Source organism: Comamonas kerstersii (assembly GCF_002056725.1).
Taxonomy (GTDB): domain Bacteria; phylum Pseudomonadota; class Gammaproteobacteria; order Burkholderiales; family Burkholderiaceae_C; genus Comamonas; species Comamonas kerstersii.
Window position 1 is genome coordinate 843,675 of sequence record NZ_CP020121.1, and the last position, 23,744, is coordinate 867,418.

Consider the following 23,744-nt stretch of genomic DNA (forward strand, 5'->3'; position numbering starts at 1 on the left):
CGCCACTGTAAGCGTTTCCCCTGTGGCTTGACAGGCGATGGGGCTGCTCAGCCCTGTTGACCGCGTGCCTGCAGCTCGGCCCACTTCAGGGCTGCAATATGCTTGAGCGCCATTTCCGATGAAGCAGGAAATTGACCTCTAGCGCTTGCCAGTTCAGCGTGAGCAGCTATGAATTTATCGAACTTGGCCGCGTCATAGCTGTAGGGCTGACCATCGAGCGCATCCAGCAGGCGCAGCAACAGCAGATTGCCCTGACGGCCACGGTAGACCGAGCGTTCCATGCGCCACAGCGCAAAGGCCGCCATAGCGCCCGGCAGAACAACACCCAGCAGGCCCACATCGGGCGTGGTGAAGGCCTGGTACATCACATAGACCATGGCCAGCACAATCACGCCAAACAGGGTTGCAATGCCGTAGTGGCGCTTGGCAATCGCATCCTGGTGCGCTACGGCCTTGCGCGCGAATTCCGTGGGCTGCGCCAGCATGGCTTGCACACCCTGCGCCACATCATTGCCATACGACTGCCGCGCCAGCGACAGCACGATATAGACCTGCTCCACATCGGTAGGGCTCAGGAATGCATCAAAGCTATCAGCAACGGGGGCAGTATTTTTGGAGCGGGACATGGCGACAAAGCAACTCAGAACAAGGGCGCCACTCTACCCGCTTCGTACAAACGCTGCAGAAGGCAGGACTAGGGTCTTGCACCTTGGCCCTGCAGGCCCAGCGCAGCAATCAACCGCGCGGCTCAATAGTCGCAGGCAGCCTTGCCAGTGCGGTGATTCACCGCACCGTGCTTGAGCAGCAGCTTGATCACGCCTGCATGACCACGCTGGCAGGCAAAGGTCAGCGCATCCTGGTCATAGGCGGCATCCTTGCTGTCTTTGATGGTGGTCACCAGATTAGGGTTGGCACCGTTTTCCAGCAGGTATTCCACGATATCGTCCCGGCCATTGCTGGAGGCCACGATCAGAATGGTCTCGCCCTGGCGATCGTTTTTCTGGTCGTTCAGATCGACCTTGTCCTTGAGGCGCTGGTGCAGCTTCTTGAAGATATCCACATTCGCACCCAGGCCTGCCGACTTCAGCGCATTGCTGACATCACCACGGTCGGTGGCAAACAGGTCGGCGTTCTGTTCCAGCAGATAGTCCACCATGTCTTCATAGCCAATAAAAGCGGCCCAGCCCAGTGCAGTCTGGCCCAGTGAATCCTCGTCCTTGGCCTCAATGTTCTGGCCTTCCTTGACCATTTGTTTGACCAGTTCCAGATCACCACGCTTGACGGCATCAAACCACTTTGCATCCGGGCCTGTGGATGGTTTGACATAGAACATGCGCCATGCCAGCACATTCGGGTTGGCGACTTCCACCATGTCGGCGTAGTCCATCTTGAATTGCTGGTAACCGTCCGGGTTGTCTTTGTTCAGCACTTTGTCACCAGCGAAGGCCGACATTGAGAACATCAGCGCAGCCGCCAAGGCGGCACTTTTCCATGTTTTTTGCATAACAGCTCCTGGGGACGAGAAATCCCGCCCCGCTTGACGAGCAAGGCAATGGGCAGGTGATTGCTGCATTGTTGGCCGTCCCATGGAATTTGCTAGCGGTTTGAAACAAGAACTGCGCGATGAGCGCGTTTTCACGGCACTGTCCTACTCGACACGCTGAGGAGTTCTGGCGCTAAAAAACGCTGCATATGAAAGCAGGTACTCTGGGATGCGCTGAGTGCACCCAACGAGCGTGACGACACCCCACCGTCACGCTCTTGGCGAACAAGAAATGGTTGTAGCTCGGCTTCGCCTCGCTGCAAACCACGCACCTTGGCGCTACGGTTATTCCACCGTCACGCTCTTGGCCAAGTTACGTGGTTTATCTACGTCGGTACCTCTTGCAACTGCCGTGTGATAGGCCAGCAGCTGCAGCGGCACTACGTGCAGGATGGGGCTGAGCGCACCGTAATTTTCGGGCATGCGGATCACGTGCAGGCCTTCGGCGTTTTCGATATTGGTCTTGGTATCGGCCAGCACATAGAGCACACCACCGCGCGCACGCACTTCCTGCATATTGCTCTTGAGCTTTTCCAGCAGTTCGTCATTAGGTGCCACCGTGACCACAGGCATGCTGCTGTCCACCAGCGCCAGCGGACCGTGCTTGAGCTCACCAGCAGGGTAGGCCTCGGCGTGGATGTAGGTGATCTCCTTGAGCTTGAGCGCACCTTCCATGGCAATGGGGTAGTGCATGCCACGACCCAGGAACAAGGCGTTCTGGTGCTTGGCAAAGTTCTCGGCCCAGCTCACCACCTGAGGCTCCAGCGCCAGCACGGACTGCAGGGCCACCGGCAGGTGGCGCATGGCAGTCAGGTATTCCTGCTCCTGCGCTTCAGTCAGCTTGCCCTTGGACTGCGCCAAGGCCAGCGTCAGCAGGAACAGGCCCGCCAGCTGCGTGGTGAAGGCCTTGGTCGAGGCCACACCAATTTCCATGCCTGCGCGGGTGATGTAGCTCAGCTTGCACTCGCGCACCATGGCACTGGTGGCTACGTTGCAGATGGTCAGGGTGTTGTTCATGCCCAGGCTCTGGGCATGGCGCAGGGCTGCCAATGTGTCGGCTGTCTCGCCGGACTGACTGATGGTGACCACCAGCGTCTTGGGATTGGGCACACTGGTGCGGTAGCGGTATTCGCTGGCCACTTCCACATTGCAGGGGATACCTGCAATCGCCTCCAGCCAGTACTTGGCAGTGCAGCCGCTGTAGTAGCTGGTGCCGCAAGCCAGGATCAGAACACTGTCGATGTCCTTGAACACGCGCCAGGCAGCGGTACCATCTGCGCCATCAAACAGCTCAGGAGCCACATTGACCACGCCTTCCAGCGTGTCCCCAATAGCTCGGGGCTGCTCAAAGATTTCCTTTTGCATGTAGTGGCGGTAGGGGCCAAGCTCCACGGCACCGCTGTGTGCATGCACGGTCTTGACGGGGCGCTGCTCGGGCAGCACGGCATGGCCGTCGCTGCCTGCAATCCAGTAGCGGCCGGGCTGCAGATCCACCAGATCACCCTCTTCCAGATACACGATCTGGTCGGTGACGCCGGCCACGGCCATGGCGTCCGAGGCCAGGAAGAATTCGCTGTTGTCACTGCCGATGCCCAGCACCAGAGGAGAGCCTGCACGGCCACCGACCACGCGGTGCGGTTCATCCTTGTGCATCACAGCAATGGCGTAGGCACCATGCAGCTGGGCGCGCGCTGCCTTGACGGCTTCAAACAGATCGCCGTTATAGAGGCTGTCTACCAGGTGGCAAATCACCTCCGTGTCGGTCTGGCTGGCAAAGATATAGCCCTTGGCTTCGAGCTGCGTACGCAGGGCTTCGTAGTTTTCAATGATGCCGTTGTGCACCAGCGCCACACGGGCTGGCTTGCCGCTGTCAATGGTCTCGCCGGGGCCATAGCTGAAGTGGGGGTGGGCATTGCGCACGGCAGGCTCGCCATGGGTGGCCCAGCGGGTGTGGGCAATACCGGTCAGGCCCTGCAGGTCTTCGGTCGTGACCTGTTCCAGCAGCTCGGCCACACGAGCCGTGCTGCGTGCACGCTGCAGGCCCTGGCTGATGGGGCTGCCTGCCACCATGCGATGCACGGCCACGCCACAGGAGTCATAGCCGCGGTATTCCAGTCGCTGCAGACCCTGCACCAGCAGGGGAACGATGTTGCGCGTAGACACTGCGCCGACGATGCCACACATAGACAGAACTCCGAAAAGGTTGAAACTGTGCTGATGCTAAAAGCATCGCCATAAAACTTATGATCTATTTTTTCTTGTCAGAGAAATTTAATTTCACAAAAAACCATCGTTGAAATTTAATTTCAATATTTAATGAATAAAGAAACAAACATCAGCGAAAGCAGTCTGGACCTCACCGACCTGCAGCTGCTGGACCTGCTGCAGCGTGATGCCGGACAAAGCAATCTGCACCTGGCGCAGCAGCTGCATATCTCCCCACCCACCTGCCTGCGCCGCGTGCGCAGACTACACAGCCTGGGCTTGATTGAGCGCCAGGTCGCCATCGTGCGTCCCGAGGTACTGGCCCCGCTGGTAGGGCATGGCCTGCAGGCGCTGGTAGAAGTCTCGCTGGAACGCCAGAATGCTGAGGCGCTCGATGCCTTTGAAGCCCTGGCCGTGGCCGAAGACGGCGTGCAGCAATGCTGGCGCGTATCGCCGGGGCCGGACTTCATGCTCGTGATTGCCTGCCGCGACATGCCCGCCTATCTGGCTCTGTCACAACGCCTGTTTACTGCGCACCGCAATGTGCGCAATGTCAAAAGCTTTTTTGCCACCAGGCGTGCCAAGTTCAGCCCGCATCTGCCACCACTGGCAGCAGGTGATTCGCAGCGCTAAGCATGCGGTTTAAACAGGAACAGGCCAGTCCAGCGATACCGTGCAGCCGCCCTGCGGCTGGGCCTGCACCTGCCAGCTTGCGCCATGGCGCTGCGTGATCACATCGACCAGCGCCAGCCCGCAGCCCACGCCCTCAAACTCTTGTTCACGGTGCATGCGCTGAAACAGCTCACCCAGTGACTGGGCACGCTCCATGTCAAAACCCGCGCCGTTGTCCTTGACCTGCAGACGCCACCAACCCGGCTCCAGCGCCTGAATGTGTACGCTGACCATGGGCACCGTCGCCTTGGAAGAAAACTTCACGGCGTTGTCCAGCACGGCCTGCATGGCCATTTTTAGCCAGTGCACATCGGCCATGATGAGTGCTGACTGCAGCGCCACTGACCACTGCACACGCGGGTGTTGCTGCTGCACGGGCTGCAGCACCTGGGCCAGCAGCACACCCCAGTCCACCACCTCCAGATGCAGGACTGCACGCATGGCACGCGAGACCTGAGTCATGCCCTCGAGCATGGCAAACATCCGGCGGGCCGACTGGTCCATCATGGTGACGAACTCACGCGCATCGGCAACCGCCTCTGCCGCCTGTGGAGCCTCGGCCGCCAGGTCTTCGACCGCTTCGCGCAGCAGCGGTGCAAACGATGTGACATGCCGCAGCGGTGCGCGCAGATCATGGGCCACTACCCGCATCCAGGCTTCATGGGCACGGTGCAGCCGTTCCAGTTCCTGTTGCTGCTGCACCAGCATGGCCTGCGCTTCTTGCAGTGTTGCAGGCTGAAGGATGTGGTCGTTTGGCATGTGCAGGCCTTTCTGCCTTAAGACTTGGCTTGTTTGACGGGACGCTTCCAGTTCGCAATGGACACCTGCTTGCCGCGAGCCACAGTCAGGGCTCCGGCTTCCGTATTTTTGGTGATGGTCGAACCACCACCAATCGTGCCTCCAGCACCCAGCGTCACGGGTGCCACCAGTACACAATTGCTGCCCACATGTACATCCGCTTCGATCACCGTCCGGTGCTTGTTGGCACCATCATAGTTGGCCGTAATCGAGCCTGCACCATAGTTCACACGCTCGCCCACAGTGGCATCGCCCAGATAGGCCAGATGGTTGGCCTTGGCACCATCGGCCAGGGTGGAGTTTTTCACTTCCACAAAGTTGCCAATGTGCACTTCCTTACCCAGCTGTGCACCGGGGCGCAGGCGGGCGAACGGGCCAATCAGCGCACCTTCGCCCACACTGGCGCCCAGCTTTTCACCGTCAATATGGGTAAAGGGGTGAATCACCGCACCTGCGGCAATCGTTGCATTGCTGATGTGGCAGTAGGCACCGATGCGTGCCCCTTCACCAATTTCTACACGGCCTGTAAAGATGCAGCCCACATCAATTTCTACGTCCTGGGCACAGACCAGTTCAGCAGGGTTGCCGCGCACATCGTCACGCAGGTCAAAACGTGCGGGATCCGCCAGACGCACGCCCTGCTCCATGAGCCTGCGCGCCTGACGCAGCTGGTGGGCACGCTCCAGCTCTGCCAGCTGCAGGGGGCTGTTCACACCTGCCACCTGCACTTCATCGCTGATGCGGTGGGCTACCACCTCCACGCCATCGGCCACCGCCATGGCGACGATGTCGGTCAGGTAGTACTCGCCCTGGGCATTATTGTTGTTGAGTTTAGAGAGCCACTGTGCCAGCTGCTTGGCAGGCACAGCCATGATGCCGCTGTAGATCTCGTTGATGGCGCGTTCTTCCGGGCTAGCATCTTTTTGCTCCACGATGCGCTGCACCGTGCCCTGGGCATTGCGCACGATACGGCCATAGCCCATGGGGTTGTCCAGCGTCACGGTCAGCAATGCCATGCGTGTGCCAGCGGCGGCCGTCACCAGATCCTGCAAGATGGCCGCCTGCGTCAGCGGCACATCACCAGAGAGCACCACCACCATGCCGTCATCTGCCAGCACAGGCACGGCCTGCTGCACGGCATGGCCTGTACCCAGCTGGGGCTCCTGGCGCACAAACTTCAGATCCAGCACATCTGCACTGCGCCCCTGCGCAACCGCCGCTTCCACCTCCTGTGCACCATGGCCGGTAATCACTACCGCAGAGCGTGCCTGCAGCTGTGCAGCCGTATCCAGCACATGCTGCAGCAGCGCACGCCCAGCCAGCTTTTGCAACACCTTGGGGGTCTTGCTTTTCATGCGTGTGCCCTTACCGGCAGCCATGATGACGATATCGAGAGGAAGTGCGTTCTGAGACATAAGCAATCTATAAGAGTTGTCCCGCCGGGCTGGCGTCATGGGCAGGGATTATCTCGCGCTCTGCCCGCCACCGCGTGCAGCGCACATACCTGAGCGAGCCGTGGGGCAGGCACGACACCCACGCCTCCTAAGCATTGATGTGCATCAGAGCCTCTGAGGAGACCTGCTTACACGCACGGATGCCCCATTACCCTTGCATCGCCGAGACAACATGCATACCAGCTATCCCTCTGGAGGAAATCACCATGCCCTTTATGCCGTGGTCCAGCGCGCTCATGCTGGGAATTCCGTACATTGATGCGCAGCACCAGACACTGGTGGGCCTGATCAACACCCTGCACGACGAGGTGGGCAACCCCATCCCCAACCGTGCAGTGATCGGCCAGGTGCTCGAAGGACTGGTGGATTACACCCACAACCACTTCATCGAAGAGGAAGTCCTGTTCCAGCGCCACGGCTATCCCCAGATGCAGGAGCACATGGCCGAACATGCCCAGTTCACCGCCCAGGCCATGAACTGGCTGCTGCGCTTTGAAGCTGGCGAAGAGGTGGCTGTAGAAGCCATGGAGTTTTTGAAGAACTGGCTGCTGCACCACATTCTGGAAGAAGACCGTGCCTACGTTCCCTTCTTCCAGAACATCCTGGGCAGCAAGCCCCCTGAGGACAGCAGCGCTCTGCCTGCCAGCAATGAGGGCTGAACGCCGCTGCTACATGGCGCCAGCTGGCGGCATTCCTTCATCTGCATGCTTTTCGTACAAGGTATTTGCCCCTTCAGGCAGCAGCTCAATACGCGCCTGCAGACCGGGGACGGCCGCCATCAACGCCGCCTCTGCCTGCTCGCGCCAGTGCGCAGCCTGAAACAGGCTCCACTCACCCGGCACATGCAGGTGCAGATCCACAAAGCAGCGCTCCCCCGCCTGACGGGTGTGCATACCGTCAAAACTGATGCCGGCTCCGGTCTCTGACTTGGCTGCCAGCACCTGCTGTGCCAGCACCGCTTCCATGACCTGTAGCTGCTGCGGCTCCATGGCCACGTCCATCAAGCCCTGCGACGAGCGCCACACCAGCTGCCAGCCATGCCACATGATGTTCAGGCCCACCAGCAGACCCACGACCGCGTCCACCCACACCCAGCCAGTGAGCTCGGCCAGCAGCAAACCTACCACCACCCCGACCGAGGTGTAGACGTCCGTCATCAGGTGCTTGGCATCCCCCTCGAGCGCCAGTGAGCGATAGGTGCGCGCACTACGGAACATCACCCAGGCCAGCGCCCCATTGAGCACCGTACTCAGCAAAGACAGCCCCATGCCCCAGTCCAGCTGCTCGAGCGGCTGCGGGTGCAGCAGCCGGTCCACACTGAACCAGACAATGGCCACGCTGGCGCCCATGACCAGCAACCCCTCAAAGCCTGCCGAAAAATACTCGGCCTTGTAGTGCCCGTAAGGATGGTCTTCATCTGCAGGCCGCTGCGCAATCGTGACCATGGCCAGCGCGAACATGGAGCCCGCCAGATTCACAAACGACTCCAGCGCATCCGACAGCAAGCCCACCGACCCCGTCAGCCACCACGCCAGCATCTTGAGCACGATGGTGATAACCGCCACCACCACCGACACCCGCAGCAGGTTGCGCGGCGTCAGCCAGTGGGCAGCATCACGGTCAGCAGAAATCGAAGCATGAGACATAAGCGTTCTGCCGGATGGCGGCAGTCATACAAAGCAGATGGAGCGTTTGTAGCGCATTCATGCCGCAGTGTCTTGGCATGGGGCATGGCGGTTGTCTCGGCTGTGTTTCAGCCATATAAAAACAGGAGCTATCAGCGCTTGCTGAATAAGGCTTAAAGGTCTTTTTTATCTTTATTTTTTGGACCTGCTTTTCTTTGGGCAAGCCAAGGGAAGCAGGTCGATGGCCGGACTGAGGGCCGACTCCCTGCCTCACCACAAACACAGCGCCCACACAAAAGCACAATGACCCCATCCCCCCTTCCCCCAACGGGGGAAGGAGAGCAATTCCTCCCTCACCCCAGCCCACTCCCGCAAGCGGGAGAGGGGGCAAAGAAGTGAAAAACGCTTCCAAGAAAATAGCTTACAGCGCTTGCTACATCTGCGTTTAAGCCATATGTCATTCAGAAGTCTTGCGACTGGTGCGCCCCCATTCCCTTCTACCTGCGCCGAGGCGCGCAGCCTGTGGGGTGGCGTGTGCGCTGCAAGACGCACACGCTTCGTCAACTGACTCGCCGCAGCTGTTTGAGCGGAACGACGAAGGAGTGCAGCGAGTTTTGCGGCGCACCCCACAGACGAGCATCGCAGGTTGCCCGAAGCGCAGCGCAGGGACGCAGGTAGCAGGGTCGCCTTTGCTTTGCTTACTTTCCTTTGGCGAGACAAAGGAAAGTAAGTCGGCTGTCGGGCCGAGACCCGACTTCCTCCCTCACTACAAGCACACCGCACAAATCAGAAAAAGAAAAGCCCCTCTCCCAACCTCTCCCCAAAGGGGCGAGGAGCAAATACAAAGCACAAAAAAATAGCTGCTAACGCCCGTCCCACAAGCGCTAGCAGCCATTTTGGCTCATCACTTTTGAAAGTTAGTTACAGCACCCGGGCCCGCACACTCTTGCCTTTCACCCGCCCGTTATTGAGCTTGGCGCAGGCCTGCGCTGCAATGCGGCGATCCACCGCCACATAGGTGGAAAAGTCATTCACGCTGATCTTGCCAATCTGGTCCTTGGCATAGCCAAAGTCGGCGCACATGGCGCCCATCACGTCACCAGCACGGATTTTTTCCTTGCGGCCGCCAATGATCTGGATGGTCATCATGGGGGGCAGCAGTGCACCGCCGGGGGCAGGTGTCAGTTCGCTCACCTCAAACCATTCGGAGGGGCGCTCCTGCAACTGCTCGATCTTGGCAACATGGGGCATTTCGTCCATGGCAACCAGGTTCAGCGCCAGGCCTTCAGCATCACCTCGGCCGGTGCGGCCAATGCGGTGGATGTGCACTTCCGAGTCAGGCGTCACATCCACATTGATGACGCAGGCCAGATTGGCAATATCCAGACCGCGCGCGGCGACGTCGGTGGCGACCAGTACGGAACAGCTGCCGTTGGCAAACTGCACCAGCACTTCGTCGCGTTCGCGCTGTTCCAGCTCGCCAAACAGCGCCAGCGCGCTGATGCCTTGCGCCTGCAAGGCAGCGACCACCTCACGGCATTGCTGCTTGGTATTGCAAAAGGCAATGGTGGAGGTCGGACGAAAGTGCGCCAGCATCTGGGCGACCACGTCGAGCTTTTGCTTGGCAGGCACTTCGTACCAGCGCTGTGCAATCTTGGCCGTGCTGTGCTGGGCTGCGACCTTGACCATCTCGGGCTCGCGCATGAAACGCTGGGCCAGGGCAGCAATGTCATCCGGGTAGGTGGCCGAGAACAGCAGGGTCTGGCGCTGGGCGGGGCAACGCTCGATCACGGTGGCAATGTCAGCGTAAAAGCCCATGTCCAGCATGCGATCGGCTTCGTCCAGCACCAGGGTCTGGATGTTGGAGATATCGAGCGCGCCACGGTCCATCAGGTCCATCACGCGGCCGGGGGTACCGACCACGATGTGTGCCCCGTTTTCCAGGCTGGCAATCTGGTTGCGCGTGGGCACACCACCGTACACCGTCACCACCTTGATGTTCTCCTGCGCACGGGCCAGACGGCGAATTTCGGTAGCCACCTGGTCCGCCAGTTCACGTGTGGGGCACAACACCAGACCCTGCACGGCAAACCAGCGCTGGTTCAGGCGCTCCAGCAGGGGCAGGCCAAAGGCCGCCGTCTTGCCGCTGCCGGTGCTGGCCTGGGCAATCAGGTCTTTGCCTGCCAGCGTCAGAGGCAGGCTGGCAACCTGAATGGGCGTCATCTGCTCGTAGCCCAGCGCCTGGAGGTTGTTCAGGGTCGCAGGGTGGAGCGTGAGCGAGGAAAACGCCGTATCAGCGGCTGCGCCTGTGGCGCTGGAAGAGGTAGTCATAGCTGCGCATTATCCGGGGCAGCGTTCAGCCTTGTAGCTGCTCGGCTATCCCGGCGCTGCTGCTCACGCCACTGGCCTGGTGCCTCGCCCTGCCACTGACTAAAGGCACGGATAAAGCTTTTTTCATTGCGAAAGCCGCAGGCCAGCGCCACGCGCTTGAGGGGCATGTCTGTGCGCTGCAGCAGATGCAGGGCGCGGTGGCGGCGCACATCGTCCTTGAGCTGCTGCAGACTGCTGCCCTGCTGCTGCAGCTGCCGGTGCAGGCTGCGCGGCGCAATGTGCAGCAGCTGCGCCAGACTGGCCGCCGTGTGCGCGCACTGCGGGTGGGCCGCCAGCGCCTGGCGCACACGCTGCACCAGCGGCTGGGCCGGCCGGTAGGGCTTGACCTGTATGGGCAGCGCACGCTGCAGCATGGTGTTGAGTGCGGCTTCATCCCGCAGCACGGGTAGCTGCAGCCAGTGCGCGTCCAGCTCCAGCGTGGCGGTGGCTGCCTCAAAGCGCACTGGGGCATCAAACAGCAAGTCGTACACCTCGCGGTGCGCAGGGACAAGAAACGGGAAGCTGGCCTGCAGCAAAGGGATGCGTGTGTCGATCAACCAACTCGCAAAGCCATGCAGATTGCGCAGCACAGAGACCATGCAGAACTCCTGCAGCTCGCCCAGATCGCGCTGGTGCTGCAGACGGATGGTGGCCAGTGGCCCATCCACCTGCAGAGATAGGGTGATGTCTTCCGTCAGCAGCCCATGGTGGCGACACCAGCGCGCCATGGCCAGCCCGAGAGACGGGCTGCTGATGCTGGCACGTGCCAGCATGCCGTAGCTGCCCCAGGGCAGACGGCGGCTGAACCAGCCCAGGCCTTCATCGTCCAGCTCGCGCATGGCATGGTCGCACAGCAGCTCCATCTGCAAGGCGGTGATACGTGCCTGAGGGTCTTGAAGCTGGGCTGGCGCAATTTGTGCCACCTGCAAGGCAGGCTCTGCCGCCAATCCGCGCTGTGCATAGGCCTGCACCACGGCTTGCACAAATGCCATGGGTGTATGTGCGGGGTGGCTTGCAGCGGCAGACAGAACCAGCTGGGGCGTAGACATATGGCAATTATTGCAACCTGTGTGACTGCTTCTGTATCAGGCTGTGCCCTAGGATGCAGAAACAAAAAAGCGGTGCCTTCCTGTGAAGCACCGCTCTTACTCATAGCCTTCAGACCTTTACACCATGCCTGAACGCCTTGCTTGCTGCACCATGCGCTCAGCTGTTTTTGGCAGCGCGATAAGACGCGGCCGCACGCTTGGAGACATTCAGGCGCTTGGTCAGCGAAACTTCTGCCAGATCCAGCTCGCTCACCGTGGCACGCAGTACCTCGTCGTTGATGCGGTGGGCATGGCGCTCCGCGTACAGCGTGTCACGCTCCACCTTCAGGCACTTCAGGCGCAATTCCATTTCACGGATATAGCGCTGGCGGCGTTCTTCCACCACTTCTTCGGTTTCTTCCGTACCCGTCTTGTTCAGGTTTTCTTCCAGCAGCTCAATGCGGCTGCGGTATTCCTGAATGATGCGCCCCACCACTTCCTGGTACTGCGCCACCCATTGCTCGTCGTGCGACTGCTTGTCTTCTTCGCTCAGCGTCAGGCTGGTAATCGCTGCCTTGCAGGCGGCCAGACGGGCAGCGCGCTCTTCCTGCTGCTGCTCCGTGTCTTCATGCTTGGGCATGAAACGCAGAATCAGTGGCAAGGAAATGGCACCCAGGATCAGGGTCAGCAAGATCACGCCAGTTGCCAGAAAGATCAGCATATGACGCGCGGGGAAGGCATCGCCAGAGGGCAGCACCATGGGAATGGACAGGGCACCGGCCAGCGTCACAGCCCCGCGGATACCTGCCATGGTGGTGGCCAGATTCAGCAGGTGGGAGGGCTTGTCCGTCACCCTGCCCTCGTTATGCGCCTTGCGCAGCGAGCGCACCACAGCCACCGTCACCCAGGCCCAGCGCACCGCCAGCAGCGCCACGGTAATGACCAGCACGTAGAGCAGCAGCTTCCACCAGTCGGGGCCAGCGTCCATGAGGCTGTGGCCAATGATGGAAGGCAGCTGCAGCCCCAGCAGCAGGAAGATAGCGCCGTTGAACGCGGCTTCCATGATGCTCCAGATGCCTTCGGTCTGCATGCGCTCCGAGATGAAGTTGCCACGCCCCAGATCCGCGAAGTTGGTCGTGATACCCGCAGCAACAGCAGCCAAAATGCCGGAAACACCGATCTTTTCACCCACAATGTAGGACGCAAAGGGCAGCAGCAGCAAGAGCAGCACCATCTGGGTCGCTGCCACATCGCCCACACGGCGGGTGACGATGTCACGCGCATGGCTGAAGCCCCAGCCCATGAGCGCACCCAGGCCCAGACCGCCTACAGCCATCCAGGTGAAGTCCTTGGCGACATCACTCCAGGAGAACAGACCGGTGAGGGTAGCGGCCACGGCGAACTTCAGCGCCACCAGACCCGACGCATCGTTGAGCAGCGACTCGCCTTCGAGCATGTGCATGGTCTTGTGCGGCATGCCCAGATTGCGCGTGATGGCCGACACAGCCACAGCGTCGGTGGGCGAAACCACGGCAGCCAGGGCAAAAGCCACCGTCAACGGCATGCTGGGAATCATCCAGTGGATGAGATAGCCCAGACCCAGCACCGTAATAAACACCAGACCAAAGGCCAGCAGCAAAATGGGCTTGGCCATGGCGAAGAATTCGCGTTTGGGTATCCGCCAGCCGTCGGCAAACAGCAGTGGTGGAATGAACAGCAGCAGGAACAGCTCGGGGTCAAACGCGATATGCAGACCCTTTTGCGGCCAGGCGATCAAGGCACCGATGCCGATCTGAATCAGGGGAAGAGGAATCCCGCGCACGTAACGCGCGGCAATGCCGGTCACAGCCCCAAGCATCAGGACCAGCAAAACGATTTCAACGGTGTGCATGCTGCATTCTTCAGTAGCTTCTCGCGCGCGAGTTTCAGCCGTATACAAAAACCACGGACCAATCTCGGGATAAGTCCCGAACGGCAGGCATCATGCACCAAAAAACCACCGAAAAACCGGGGCCTGCCGACTATTCACAAGGAGACAATATGAGCGTATTGCGCAGTCAACTCAACCCTCGTTCCGAGGAATTCCAGGCCAATAGCCGTGCAATGCAGGCACTGGTGGAGGATTTGCGTGCACGTTGTGCGCACATCGCCCTGGGTGGGGGCGAAGCCGCCCGCGCCAAGCATGTAGCGCGCGGCAAACTGCTACCACGAGATCGCGTGCAGCAGCTGCTGGACCCCGGCACGCCCTTCCTGGAAATTGCGCCGCTGGCCGCGCTGAACATGTACGACAACGCAGCGCCCGGTGCTGGACTGATTGCCGGTATTGGCCGCGTGGCAGGCGTGGACTGCATGGTGGTGTGCAATGACGCCACCGTCAAAGGCGGCACCTACTACCCCATGACGGTCAAAAAGCACCTGCGTGCCCAGGAAATTGCGCAGCAAAACCGCCTGCCCTGCATTTACCTGGTGGACTCCGGCGGCGCCAATCTGCCCAACCAGGACGACGTTTTCCCGGACCGCGACCACTTTGGCCGCATCTTCTACAACCAGGCCAATATGAGTGCCCAGGGCATTGCCCAGATTGCCGTGGTCATGGGCAGCTGTACCGCCGGTGGCGCCTATGTGCCCGCCATGAGTGATGAATCCATCATCGTGAAGCACCAGGGCACCATCTTTCTGGGCGGCCCGCCGCTGGTGAAGGCAGCTACGGGCGAGGTGGTCAGCGCTGAAGACCTGGGCGGCGGCGATGTGCACACCCGCCTGTCTGGCGTGGCCGACCATCTGGCCGAGAACGACCTGCACGCCCTGGCACTGGCGCGCACCGCCGTGAAAAATTTGAATAAAAACAAACCTGCAGCGCCCGCAGATACTGCGCCAGCAGCTCCACTTTTTGATGCGCAGGAGCTGTACGGCGTCATCCCCACCGACACCCGCAAGCCTTTTGATGTGCGCGAGATCATTGCCCGCATCGTCGACGGCAGCGAGTTCGATGAATTCAAGGCCCGCTTTGGCAGCACCCTGGTCTGCGGCTTTGCACGCATTGAGGGCATGCAGGTCGGCATCATTGCCAACAACGGCATTCTGTTTTCCGAATCAGCCGTCAAGGGCGCACACTTCATTGAACTGTGCTGCCAGCGCAAGGTGCCGCTGGTCTTCCTGCAGAACATCACCGGCTTCATGGTGGGCCGCAAGTATGAAAACGAAGGCATTGCACGCCACGGTGCCAAGCTGGTCACCGCCGTGGCCACAGCCAGTGTTCCGAAGTTCACCGTGGTGATTGGCGGCAGCTTTGGCGCAGGCAACTACGGCATGTGCGGCCGCGCCTTCAGCCCACGCTTTCTGTGGATGTGGCCCAACGCACGCATCAGCGTGATGGGGGGCGAGCAGGCCGCCAGCGTGCTGGCCACCGTCAAGCGCGATGGCATAGAAGCCAAGGGCGGTCAGTGGAGTGCTGAAGAAGAGGAAAGCTTCAAGGCCCCCATTCGCCAGCAGTACGAAGTGCAGGGCCACCCCTACTACGCCAGCGCCCGCCTGTGGGATGACGGCGTGATCGACCCTGCCGACACCCGCCGCGTGCTGGCGCTGAGCCTGGCCGCCAGCCGCAATGCGCCAATCGAGGACACACGCTTTGGCGTGTTCCGCATGTAATGCAAGGAGGTTGTTGCATGTCCCGCCCTGTCACCCTGACCATGAATGCCGGCGTTGCCACCGTGACGCTGACGCAACCCGAAATCCGCAACGCCTTCAGCGACGAGGTGATTGCCGAAATCACCGCCGCCTTTGAAACCGTGGCTCAGGTCGCCGATGTACGCGCCGTGGTGCTGGCTGCCGAAGGGCCCGCCTTTTGTGCGGGAGCCAATCTGAACTGGATGCGCCGCATGGCGGATTACAGCCGCGAAGAAAACCTGGCCGATGCAGGCAAGCTCGCGCACATGCTGCACACCATTTACACCTGCCCACTGCCCACCATTGCCCGCGTGCAAGGCGATGTCTATGCCGGTGGCATGGGGCTGGTGGCAGCCTGCGATATGGCTGTGGCTGTGAACACGGCCCACTTCTGCCTGAGCGAGGTCAAGATCGGACTGGTGCCCGCCACCATCGCCCCCTATGTGCTGCGCGCCATGGGGCCGCGCGCCGGGCACCGTTACTTTCTGACCGGTGAGCGCTTTGATGCCTCGGAAGCCCTGCGCATGGGCTTTATTCATCAGGTCGTCACCACCGATGCGCTGGACGATGCTGTGGATCAGCTGCTCAAGCACCTGCTGCAGGCGGGCCCGCAGGCTGTGCAGGCCTGCAAGAAGCTGGTGCTGGACGTGGCCGAGCGCGACATCAACGCCACACTGATCCGCGACACCGTGGAACGCATTGCCGACATCCGCGCCAGCAGCGAAGGCAAGGAGGGGGTGCAGGCCTTTCTCGGCAAACGCAAGCCCAACTGGTTATCGTGAGCGGGTGTTGAACTGCCAAGCCCTTTCCGACCATGAACAGCATCTGGAACGCCATCATTGACTGGCTGCACCGCATAGGCCTGCACCCTGACCCTGACACGGTCGAGCGAGCAGGCAGCGCTGTAGTGGACAGCGCCACCCATGCAGCGCAAGCCGTTGGGCAGGCCGCCAGCGGCATGGACATGGCCAGCCTGCTGGCCCTGGCTGCAGCACTGGGCTGGGCCAGCGGCTTTCGGCTGTACCTGGTGGTGTTTGTGGTCGGGGCGCTCGGCGCTCTGGGCTGGATAGACCTGCCCGGCGGCCTGCATGTGCTGGAACACCCTCTGCTACTGATGGCCAGCGGTGGCCTGCTGTTCACGGAGTTCTTTGCCGACAAGATTCCCGGTGTGGACTCGCTGTGGGACATGTTCCAGAGCGTGCTGCGCATTCCTGCCGGTGCGGCGCTGGCAGCCGGTGTCTTTGGGGCAGACAACGCCACCATGGCAACGGTAGCCGCCCTCATGGGTGGCACGCTGGCTGCCACCAGCCAGGCCGCCAAGACCACGACACGCGCCTTGATCAACACCAGCCCGGAACCCTTTAGCAACGTAGGGGCCAGCCTGGCTGAAGACACCGCCGCCGTCGGTGCTGTCTGGCTGGCACTGGCCAACCCCGCAGTGTTTGCCGTGGTGCTGGTGCTGGCCGTGATTGCGATGTGGATCGTGACCTGGATGCTGTGGCGCTTTCTCAAAGCGGCGATACGCAAGCTCAGAGGCTGGATGGGTGCCACGACTCCCCCAGACATTGAATTACCAAAAACATAGCTGCTAGCACTTGCTGGATAAGCGCTAGAGGCCAAAAACACTACAAATGGAGACAAGCCATGTTCAAGAAAATACTCATCGCAAATAGAGGCGACCAGCCGCATAGCGGCGCAGCGCCGAAGCCACTGGTGGCTGAGGCACATCGCATGGCACGCGCAGCGTGCACAGGCGGCTTTGCCGCGGAGGTAGCCCATGTTTAAAAAAATCCTGATTGCCAACCGCGGCGACCAGCCGCATAGCGGCGCAGCGCCGAAGCCACTGGTGGCTGAGGCACATCGCATGGCACGCGCAGCGTGCACAGGCGGCTTTGCCGCGGAGGTAGCCCATGTTTAAAAAAATCCTGATTGCCAACCGCGGCGAAATCGCCTGCCGTGTGGCAGCGACTGCCAAGCGCCTCGGCATCCAAACCGTCGCGGTCTACTCCGATGCCGACGCACAGGCCAAGCATGTCGCAGCCTGCGATGAAGCCGTGCACATTGGCGGCAACGCCCCCAAAGACAGTTACTTGCGCTGGGAACGTATCCTTGACGCCGCCCAGCAAACTGGCGCGCAAGCCATTCACCCCGGCTATGGTTTTTTGAGCGAAAACGAAGACTTTGCCAATGCCTGCGCGCAGGCAGGGCTGGTCTTTATTGGGCCACCCGCCAGCGCCATCCGCGCCATGGGGCTGAAGGCCGAATCCAAGCAGCTCATGGAAAAAGCCGGCGTGCCGCTGGTGCCCGGCTACCACGGCACGGACCAGAACCCCGAGCTGCTGCAAAGCGAGGCTGATCGCATTGGCTACCCCGCGCTGATCAAAGCCAGCGCTGGTGGCGGCGGCAAGGGCATGCGCCTGGTCGAAAAGCGCGAAGACTTTGCCGCAGCCCTTGCCAGCTGCCAGCGCGAGGCCATCAACAGCTTTGGCAATGATGCGGTGCTGATCGAGAAATACGTACTGCGCCCCCGCCACATCGAGATTCAGGTCTTTGGCGACACACAGGGCAACGTGGTCTACCTGTTTGAGCGCGACTGCTCCGTGCAGCGCCGCCACCAGAAGGTGCTGGAAGAAGCACCCGCCCCCGGCATGACACCTGCGCTGCGCGCCAAGATGGGTGAAGCCGCCGTGGCCGCCGCCAAGGCCGTGGGCTATGTGGGCGCTGGGACGGTGGAGTTCATCGTCGAGCAGCCCGGCGGCTACGACCAGCCAGAGGCCATGCAGTTCTACTTCATGGAAATGAACACGCGCCTGCAGGTGGAGCACCCGGTGACCGAAGCCATCACCGGCGAAGACCTGGTGGAGTGGCAGCTGCGCGTGGCGGCTGGCCAGCCCCTGCCCAAGCGCCAGGATGAGCTGCAGATCATCGGCCACGCCATCGAAGCACGCATTTGTGCAGAGAACCCCGACAACGGCTTTTTGCCCGCGACTGGCACGCTGCACGTCTACCGCAAACCAGCATGCTCCAGCTTTGCCATCAGCGATGTGCGTGTGGACGATGGTGTGCGCGAAGGCGACGCCATCAGCCCGTTTTACGACAGCATGATTGCCAAACTCATCGTGCATGGCGACACGCGCGAGCAAGCCCTGGCTCGGCTGGATGCGGCACTGGCGCAGACGCAGATCGTGGGTCTGTCCAGCAATGTGCAGTTTCTGCGCCATGTGGTGAAAAGCGAGGCCTTTGCACAGGCCAAGCTGGATACGGCATTGATCGAACGTGAAAAGGCGGTGCTGTTTCAGCAGACCGCCGTTCCCACGCCGCTGGCCGTCGCCATTGCCGTGGCCCAGCAGCTGCAGGCCGAGCAGGCACTGGAAACGGCTGATCCATTCAGCCGCCGCGACGGCTGGCACAGCCATGGCACGGTGCGCCGCAGCTTTACCTTTGTGCAGGACAGCGCCACCATCCAGGCTGTGCTGACCTATGGCCACCATGGCACACCGCAACTGCAGGTCGGTGACGTAGAGGCCCCTCTGCACTGGCAGCCCCAAGGCGATGGCCTGCTGGTGGAGTTTGCCGGAGCGCGCAGCACTGCCCAGGTGCATGTGACTGGCGAAGCGCGCCATATCTTTACCCCGCGCGGGGCCGCCGTGCTGCAACTGCAGGACCCGCTGGCCCATGCAGGCGAAGGCCACAGCGAAGGCGGACGCCTCACGGCCCCTATGCCCGGCAAACTGGTGTCGTTTGCAGTCAAGGCAGGGGACACCGTCACCAAGGGGCAGGCCCTGGCCGTGATGGAGGCCATGAAGATGGAACACACCATCGCAGCCCCCGCCGATGGTGTGGTGCAGGAGCTGCTCTACGCGCCGGGCGACCAGGTGGCCGAAGGGGCAGAGCTGATTCGCATGGAGGCTGCCGAAGCCTAAAAAAGAGAGCTGCTTGCGCACGATGGATGGGTACTTCAGATGGAAATACACCTCAATTCCTTACTACACAAGCGCAAGCAGCTCTTTTTATTGAAGCACGCCATCTGCGCGACTGACTGCGCCACCCACTGCCTGTAATCTGCACCCCATGAAAGTGACTTTTTGCTGCACGGGCACCAAGCCCGAACCCTGGTTGGACGGACTGCGCGCGGCCTTGCCCGGCGCTGAAGTCAGTGTGTGGAAACCCGGCGCGCCCCAGGCCGACTATGCCGTGGTCTGGGCGCCGCCCCAGCAGTTCATGGATGAGCAGCCGCAACTCAAGGCGCTGTTCAACATCGGCGCCGGTGTCGATGCCCTGCTCAAGCTCCAGCTGCCACCCCATGCCAAGGTCGTGCGCCTGGACGATGCCGGCATGTCCGTGCAGATGGCGGAATATGTGACGCAGGCCGTCATCCGCCACTTCCGTGAACTCGATGGCTACGAAGCCGATATGCGCAACGGTCAGTGGAAGTTCCGCAAGCCCCAGCTGCGCGCAGACTTTCCCGTCGGCGTGATGGGCCTGGGCGTGCTGGGCGAGCGTGTGGCCAAGGCACTTTCCGTATTCGAATTTCCGGTGCGCGGCTGGAGCCGCACACCCAGGCAGATCGAGGGTGTGCAAACCTTCAGCGGCAGCACAGGCTTTGCCGAGTTTCTGCAGGGCACACGCGTGCTGGTCAATCTGCTGCCCCTGACGCCCGAGACCGAAAACCTCATCAACCGCCGCCTCATGCAGCAACTGCTGCCTGGCGCCTACATCATCAACGTCGCCCGCGGCGCGCATCTGGTCGATGAGGATCTGATCGCCATGATGGCCGAAGGCCATGTGGCCGGTGCCACGCTCGATGTCTTCCGCGAGGAGCCGCTGCCCGCCGACCACCCATTCTGGAAGATCCCGCAGATCACCCTGACGCCCCACACTTCAGCCCGCACCCTGCGCGACGAAAGCATTGCGCAAATCGCAGGCAAAGTTGCCGCCATGAGCCGTGGCGAAGCCGTCAAAGGCATGGTCGATCCACAGCGCGGGTATTGAAGATGCGAACGCGCACTGCGCCGACCCAATCCCGCAGAATGCGCGTTTTGCCCTTTCGCCTGTTTGTCCGATGAATGTCCTGCTGCAGGAGCGTGCCAAAGCGCCTCCACCCACCACCGAAAAACTGAAGACCGCACTGGCCTGGTGCTGGCTGTTCATGCCGCTGCTGTGGATGTGGCCCAATACCCGCAGCGCGTCAGAAGTCGTGGTGTCGGCCCTGCTGCTGATGTGCGCATTGCTGTCGCGCATCACCACACGCCTGGTGACGGTGCTCCTGCTGGTGGTGGGACTGTGCTTTCTGGGCTATTTTTTTGCGGTACACAGCCTGCCAGACGAGTTTTTCTGGCAGTCCATTTTGGGCTCTAACGCCGGTGAGGCCGTGGAATATGTCCAGTCTTACCGCGCAACTGACGCTGCACTGTTGCTGGCCTGGGCGCTGCCAGCGCTGCTGGCAATTCGCCATTTGTGGCGCCTGCCCCGCCCCTTGCAAAGCAAGAAAATTCGTGTGCTGGCCTGGGTGACACTGGGAATTTGGGCCATCTGGATATGCGTCAGCTTTTTCAAAGGCTATGACGTCTACAAGTTCTTCAGCCGTGCAGGCCGTATCTACCCGTTCATGATGGTGGAGTCCTGGGAGCGCTATGAAAAAAATGCGCAGCTGGCCACGCTGACTACTCCAGCCACCCCACCAGAAGCACCACCCATGGTTGATATGCTGGTTGTCGTCATCGGCGAAAGCGCCAGTGCCCACCGCTGGTCGTTGCTGGGCTATGAAGGCAACCCGACCAACGCTGCACTCGCGCCCTGGCAATCTGCGCTGGTGACTTTTCCGCTGACCACCAACGGCAACAACACCGGCAAGACCTTACCTGTCATCGTTGCAGGGCGCTCCCTCCATCCATTGCCTGAGCAAGGCGTCGCTTCCTATATCGATCTGGCAAAGGCCGCCGGCTTCCAGACCAAAGTGTTTGCCAACCAGCAAGCCCCAGGTTTTGCAAATGTGGCACTGCGTCTGCGCTCTGACCTCTACCGCCACCTCCAGGATGGAAAGTTCGATGGAGCCCTGACACCTTGGCTGCAGGAGTCCTTGCAGCAATACGCCAGCAATGCACAGCCACAGATCGTCACACTGCACACCTATGGCAGTCACCCACGCGTAGCCAGACGGTATCCGGAAAGCGCGGCGCTCTGGTCCGATCCGTATGACAACAGCATGCACTACACCAGCCAGCTGCTGGCTGAGTGGATACAGGCGCTGGATCAGCTCCAAGACCGCCGCGTTGCCTTGCTGTATGTCTCTGACCACGGGCAGGACTTCCCGGTCTGTGGGGGCAGCTACGTGCACGGTATTACACGCAGTACCTACGAAGTGCCCTTTCTGCTGTGGGCCAATCAAACCATGCGCCAGCAGTACCCGGCATGGTGGCAGCAATGGCAGCAGCTTGGCCAGCATGCCCTTGATGCACAAGGCGTTCCCCGCTTCAATACCTTGCTGCCTGCACAGCTGATGGCGCAGCTGACAGGCCACCCCTACACACTGCCATCCAGCCAGGGGCTGAGCACCAATGGCGCTTATCCTCCCGCAGAAACAAGCGCTCTTTGCAGCAACTGGTTCCCGCACGTCCAACAGCTGCACCCTGCCGCTATCCAATGAAGATTGCTTAGAAAAAAGGAGCTCACCATGTCCTACCCCACACGCGTCAAACTGGTGGAAGTTGGCCCCCGCGATGGCCTGCAGAACGAAAAGCAGCCCGTGCCTGCTGCCACCAAGATTGAACTCGTGCACCGCCTGCAGGAAGCAGGTAGCAAAGAGATCGAAGTCACCAGCTTTGTTTCGCCCAAATGGGTGCCGCAGATGGCTGACAACGCCGAAGTCATGAACGGCATCACCCGCCTGCCCGGCGTGCGCTATTCGGTACTGGTACCCAATATGAAGGGCTATGAAGCAGCGGTGCTGACCCGACCCGATGAAATCGTGGTCTTTGGCGCAGCCAGCGAAGCCTTCAGCCAGAAGAACATCAACTGCTCCATCGCAGAGAGCATCGAGCGTTTTGCCCCCGTGGTGGAAGCTGCGCGCGCTGCAGGCATCTATGTGCGCGGTGCCATGAGCTGCACCGTAGGCTGCCCGTATGAAGGCGATGTTTCCCCAGAACGCGTGGAGTACCTGGCCCGACTGATGAAAGACATTGGCGTACAGCACATCGGCGTAGCAGACACCATTGGTGTGGGTACGCCCATCAAGGTGCGCAAGGCCATGGAGGCCACGCTCAAGCACTTTGACATCAATGATGTCTCCGGCCACTTCCATGACACCTATGGTCAGGCCCTGGCCAACACCCTGGCGGCCGTCTCCATGGGCGTGTGGCAGTTTGATACCTCGGTGGCGGGCCTTGGCGGCTGCCCCTATGCCAAGGGAGCCACCGGCAATGTGGCGACCGAAGACGTGGTCTACATGCTGCACGGCATGGGCATAGACACCGGTCTGGATCTGGACAAGCTCATTGATGCAGGCGTGTTCATCAGCGATACGCTGGGCCGCCCCACCCAGTCGCGCGTAGCCAAGGCCATACTGGCCAAACGTGCCAGTGCAGCCCCTTGCGAGGCCGTGTAAATGTGCGGGGCAGAAGTCTTTGCCCTGCCTGAAGGCGTGCAGCGCGTGGCGCGCTATCTGCATGATGCCAATCACCCGCATACACCGCAAATGCTGGCTGGAGCTGCACGCACCTCACAGGAAGCGGCAGAGCAGCTGGGCATTGCAGTCGGACAGGTCGCCAAAAGCGTGGTGTTCAGGCACAAGCCCAGCGGCGGCCATGTACTGGTGATCGCTGCCGGTGACCGCCGCGTGGACGAAAAAAAGGTGGCGGCGCTGGTCGGCAAGACAGGCCGCGCCGATGCAGAGTTTGTCAAAGCACAGACCGGCTTTTCGATTGGCGGCGTCAGCCCTGTGGCACACCTGCATGCCCCCATCACGCTGATTGACGCCAGCCTGTCGCGCTTTGAGTTGCTGTGGGCGGCCGCCGGCCACCCGCATGCGGTGTTCCCACTGACACTGCAGCAGCTGCAAGCCCTTACCGGAGCACCTGTTGTCGATATTGCCCAGGAGCCTGTCGACACGGCTGCGGGACAATCGCAGGCATGATTCCTCCCGCCACCCCTGCCCTGCAGCACAAGCTGCGCACTGTTGCCCCCCTGCTGTGCGCTGAGACTATCCAGCCCATGCCTTCGCCCTGCGTCTCCGTCTGCCGCATGGACGATGCGCAGCAATACTGCCTCGGCTGCCTGCGTACCCTCGATGAACTGCGCGCCTGGGGCAGTGCAGATGACGCCACCAAACGCCAGATCTGGCTGCACATCCGCGAGCGCTGCAAACCCACAACTTGACGAGATCACA

21 protein-coding genes are annotated in these 23,744 nt (G+C 61.1%); 12 read left to right on the plus strand and 9 right to left on the minus strand.

Annotated elements, in window-relative coordinates:
* Positions 1–47 precede the first annotated feature (47 nt).
* The 3 genes from B5M06_RS03955 to glmS all read right to left on the minus strand — a co-directional run bounded on the left by B5M06_RS03955 (position 48) and on the right by glmS (position 3,727).
* A complete protein-coding gene (locus tag B5M06_RS03955) occupies positions 48–626 on the minus strand; it encodes a hypothetical protein (protein ID WP_054065139.1) in 579 nt (192 codons plus the stop codon).
* A gap of 122 nt (positions 627–748) precedes the next feature.
* Positions 749–1,504, minus strand: a complete 756-nt coding sequence (locus B5M06_RS03960) for an ankyrin repeat domain-containing protein (RefSeq protein WP_054065138.1) — start codon at positions 1,502–1,504, stop codon at positions 749–751.
* Positions 1,505–1,828: 324 nt separating this feature from the next.
* Positions 1,829–3,727, minus strand: coding sequence for a glutamine--fructose-6-phosphate transaminase (isomerizing) (glmS, locus tag B5M06_RS03965; RefSeq protein ID WP_054065137.1), 1,899 nt, complete (start codon positions 3,725–3,727; stop codon positions 1,829–1,831).
* Positions 3,728–3,859: 132 nt separating this feature from the next.
* Here glmS and B5M06_RS03970 point away from each other — a divergent pair, with 132 nt between their 5' ends.
* Positions 3,860–4,381 carry an Lrp/AsnC family transcriptional regulator gene (locus B5M06_RS03970; RefSeq protein WP_054065136.1) on the plus strand — a complete coding sequence of 174 codons (522 nt, stop codon included), beginning with the start codon at positions 3,860–3,862 and terminating at the stop codon, positions 4,379–4,381.
* A gap of 9 nt (positions 4,382–4,390) precedes the next feature.
* Here the strand turns inward: B5M06_RS03970 and B5M06_RS03975 are convergent, their stop codons facing one another.
* Both B5M06_RS03975 and glmU read right to left on the minus strand, forming a co-directional pair.
* On the minus strand, positions 4,391–5,179 hold the full coding sequence (locus B5M06_RS03975) for a sensor histidine kinase (RefSeq protein ID WP_054065135.1): 789 nt from the start codon (positions 5,177–5,179) through the stop codon (positions 4,391–4,393).
* 17 nt (positions 5,180–5,196) lie between these two features.
* Complete coding sequence (gene glmU / locus B5M06_RS03980) at positions 5,197–6,633, minus strand: bifunctional UDP-N-acetylglucosamine diphosphorylase/glucosamine-1-phosphate N-acetyltransferase GlmU (protein WP_174870319.1); 1,437 nt, start codon at positions 6,631–6,633, stop codon at positions 5,197–5,199.
* A gap of 245 nt (positions 6,634–6,878) precedes the next feature.
* Here glmU and B5M06_RS03985 point away from each other — a divergent pair, with 245 nt between their 5' ends.
* Positions 6,879–7,331, plus strand: coding sequence for a bacteriohemerythrin (locus tag B5M06_RS03985; protein WP_054065133.1), 453 nt, complete (start codon positions 6,879–6,881; stop codon positions 7,329–7,331).
* Between the two features lie 9 nt (positions 7,332–7,340).
* On the opposite strand, the gene B5M06_RS03990 is transcribed toward B5M06_RS03985, so the two are convergent.
* From B5M06_RS03990 to B5M06_RS04010, 4 genes are all read right to left on the minus strand, one after another.
* Positions 7,341–8,318, minus strand: coding sequence for a cation diffusion facilitator family transporter (locus tag B5M06_RS03990; RefSeq protein WP_054065132.1), 978 nt, complete (start codon positions 8,316–8,318; stop codon positions 7,341–7,343).
* A 900-nt stretch (positions 8,319–9,218) separates the two neighbouring features.
* The gene (dbpA, locus tag B5M06_RS04000; RefSeq protein WP_054065131.1) at positions 9,219–10,628 is read right to left on the minus strand and encodes an ATP-dependent RNA helicase DbpA; all 1,410 of its coding nucleotides are present in this window, start codon (positions 10,626–10,628) and stop codon (positions 9,219–9,221) included.
* Positions 10,625–11,716, minus strand: a complete 1,092-nt coding sequence (locus tag B5M06_RS04005) for an AraC family transcriptional regulator (protein WP_054065130.1) — start codon at positions 11,714–11,716, stop codon at positions 10,625–10,627. The genes dbpA and B5M06_RS04005 overlap by 4 nt, the downstream gene beginning before the upstream one ends.
* 157 nt (positions 11,717–11,873) lie before the next feature.
* Entirely contained in the window at positions 11,874–13,586 is a 1,713-nt protein-coding gene (locus tag B5M06_RS04010) for a Na+/H+ antiporter (RefSeq protein ID WP_054065129.1), read from the minus strand.
* A 149-nt stretch (positions 13,587–13,735) separates the two neighbouring features.
* Here B5M06_RS04010 and B5M06_RS04015 point away from each other — a divergent pair, with 149 nt between their 5' ends.
* The 10 genes from B5M06_RS04015 (at position 13,736) to B5M06_RS04055 (ending at position 23,734) form a co-directional block, all read left to right on the plus strand.
* Positions 13,736–15,343: a carboxyl transferase domain-containing protein gene (locus tag B5M06_RS04015; RefSeq protein WP_080025331.1), complete on the plus strand. Its 1,608-nt coding sequence runs from the start codon at positions 13,736–13,738 to the stop codon at positions 15,341–15,343.
* Positions 15,344–15,360: 17 nt separating this feature from the next.
* Positions 15,361–16,143, plus strand: coding sequence for an enoyl-CoA hydratase/isomerase family protein (locus B5M06_RS04020; protein ID WP_054065127.1), 783 nt, complete (start codon positions 15,361–15,363; stop codon positions 16,141–16,143).
* Positions 16,144–16,175: 32 nt separating this feature from the next.
* Complete coding sequence (locus tag B5M06_RS04025; protein WP_054065128.1) at positions 16,176–16,946, plus strand: DUF4126 domain-containing protein; 771 nt, start codon at positions 16,176–16,178, stop codon at positions 16,944–16,946.
* A gap of 192 nt (positions 16,947–17,138) precedes the next feature.
* Complete coding sequence (locus B5M06_RS16955; protein WP_162781722.1) at positions 17,139–17,279, plus strand: hypothetical protein; 141 nt, start codon at positions 17,139–17,141, stop codon at positions 17,277–17,279.
* Positions 17,272–19,284, plus strand: coding sequence for an acetyl-CoA carboxylase biotin carboxylase subunit (locus tag B5M06_RS04030; protein ID WP_054065873.1), 2,013 nt, complete (start codon positions 17,272–17,274; stop codon positions 19,282–19,284). The genes B5M06_RS16955 and B5M06_RS04030 overlap by 8 nt, the downstream gene beginning before the upstream one ends.
* A gap of 148 nt (positions 19,285–19,432) precedes the next feature.
* Positions 19,433–20,353 (plus strand): 2-hydroxyacid dehydrogenase, encoded by a 921-nt coding sequence (locus tag B5M06_RS04035; RefSeq protein ID WP_054065874.1) that lies wholly within the window; start codon positions 19,433–19,435, stop codon positions 20,351–20,353.
* Between the two features lie 70 nt (positions 20,354–20,423).
* Positions 20,424–22,007 (plus strand): sulfatase-like hydrolase/transferase, encoded by a 1,584-nt coding sequence (locus B5M06_RS04040; protein WP_054065875.1) that lies wholly within the window; start codon positions 20,424–20,426, stop codon positions 22,005–22,007.
* A gap of 27 nt (positions 22,008–22,034) precedes the next feature.
* Entirely contained in the window at positions 22,035–22,964 is a 930-nt protein-coding gene (locus tag B5M06_RS04045; RefSeq protein WP_054065876.1) for a hydroxymethylglutaryl-CoA lyase, read from the plus strand.
* On the plus strand, positions 22,965–23,492 hold the full coding sequence (locus tag B5M06_RS04050) for a YbaK/EbsC family protein (protein ID WP_054065877.1): 528 nt from the start codon (positions 22,965–22,967) through the stop codon (positions 23,490–23,492).
* Positions 23,489–23,734 carry a DUF1289 domain-containing protein gene (locus B5M06_RS04055; protein ID WP_077344512.1) on the plus strand — a complete coding sequence of 82 codons (246 nt, stop codon included), beginning with the start codon at positions 23,489–23,491 and terminating at the stop codon, positions 23,732–23,734. Before B5M06_RS04050 ends, B5M06_RS04055 begins: the two co-directional genes overlap by 4 nt.
* Positions 23,735–23,744 lie beyond the last annotated feature (10 nt).

Coding starts and splice junctions, on each gene's coding strand:
- B5M06_RS04010 (WP_054065129.1), bottom strand. CDS start 13,586: ATGCACACCGTTGAAATCGTTTTGCTGGTCCTGATGCTTGGGGCTGTG.
- B5M06_RS16955 (WP_162781722.1), top strand. CDS start 17,139: ATGTTTAAAAAAATCCTGATTGCCAACCGCGGCGACCAGCCGCATAGC.
- B5M06_RS03960 (WP_054065138.1), bottom strand. CDS start 1,504: ATGCAAAAAACATGGAAAAGTGCCGCCTTGGCGGCTGCGCTGATGTTC.
- B5M06_RS04025 (WP_054065128.1), top strand. CDS start 16,176: ATGAACAGCATCTGGAACGCCATCATTGACTGGCTGCACCGCATAGGC.
- B5M06_RS04020 (WP_054065127.1), top strand. CDS start 15,361: ATGTCCCGCCCTGTCACCCTGACCATGAATGCCGGCGTTGCCACCGTG.
- B5M06_RS04040 (WP_054065875.1), top strand. CDS start 20,424: ATGAATGTCCTGCTGCAGGAGCGTGCCAAAGCGCCTCCACCCACCACC.
- B5M06_RS04035 (WP_054065874.1), top strand. CDS start 19,433: ATGAAAGTGACTTTTTGCTGCACGGGCACCAAGCCCGAACCCTGGTTG.
- B5M06_RS04015 (WP_080025331.1), top strand. CDS start 13,736: ATGAGCGTATTGCGCAGTCAACTCAACCCTCGTTCCGAGGAATTCCAG.
- B5M06_RS03955 (WP_054065139.1), bottom strand. CDS start 626: ATGTCCCGCTCCAAAAATACTGCCCCCGTTGCTGATAGCTTTGATGCA.
- B5M06_RS04055 (WP_077344512.1), top strand. CDS start 23,489: ATGATTCCTCCCGCCACCCCTGCCCTGCAGCACAAGCTGCGCACTGTT.
- B5M06_RS04050 (WP_054065877.1), top strand. CDS start 22,965: ATGTGCGGGGCAGAAGTCTTTGCCCTGCCTGAAGGCGTGCAGCGCGTG.
- B5M06_RS04005 (WP_054065130.1), bottom strand. CDS start 11,716: ATGTCTACGCCCCAGCTGGTTCTGTCTGCCGCTGCAAGCCACCCCGCA.
- B5M06_RS04030 (WP_054065873.1), top strand. CDS start 17,272: ATGTTTAAAAAAATCCTGATTGCCAACCGCGGCGAAATCGCCTGCCGT.
- B5M06_RS03990 (WP_054065132.1), bottom strand. CDS start 8,318: ATGTCTCATGCTTCGATTTCTGCTGACCGTGATGCTGCCCACTGGCTG.
- dbpA (WP_054065131.1), bottom strand. CDS start 10,628: ATGACTACCTCTTCCAGCGCCACAGGCGCAGCCGCTGATACGGCGTTT.
- B5M06_RS03975 (WP_054065135.1), bottom strand. CDS start 5,179: ATGCCAAACGACCACATCCTTCAGCCTGCAACACTGCAAGAAGCGCAG.
- B5M06_RS03970 (WP_054065136.1), top strand. CDS start 3,860: ATGAATAAAGAAACAAACATCAGCGAAAGCAGTCTGGACCTCACCGAC.
- glmS (WP_054065137.1), bottom strand. CDS start 3,727: ATGTGTGGCATCGTCGGCGCAGTGTCTACGCGCAACATCGTTCCCCTG.
- B5M06_RS04045 (WP_054065876.1), top strand. CDS start 22,035: ATGTCCTACCCCACACGCGTCAAACTGGTGGAAGTTGGCCCCCGCGAT.
- glmU (WP_174870319.1), bottom strand. CDS start 6,633: ATGTCTCAGAACGCACTTCCTCTCGATATCGTCATCATGGCTGCCGGT.
- B5M06_RS03985 (WP_054065133.1), top strand. CDS start 6,879: ATGCCCTTTATGCCGTGGTCCAGCGCGCTCATGCTGGGAATTCCGTAC.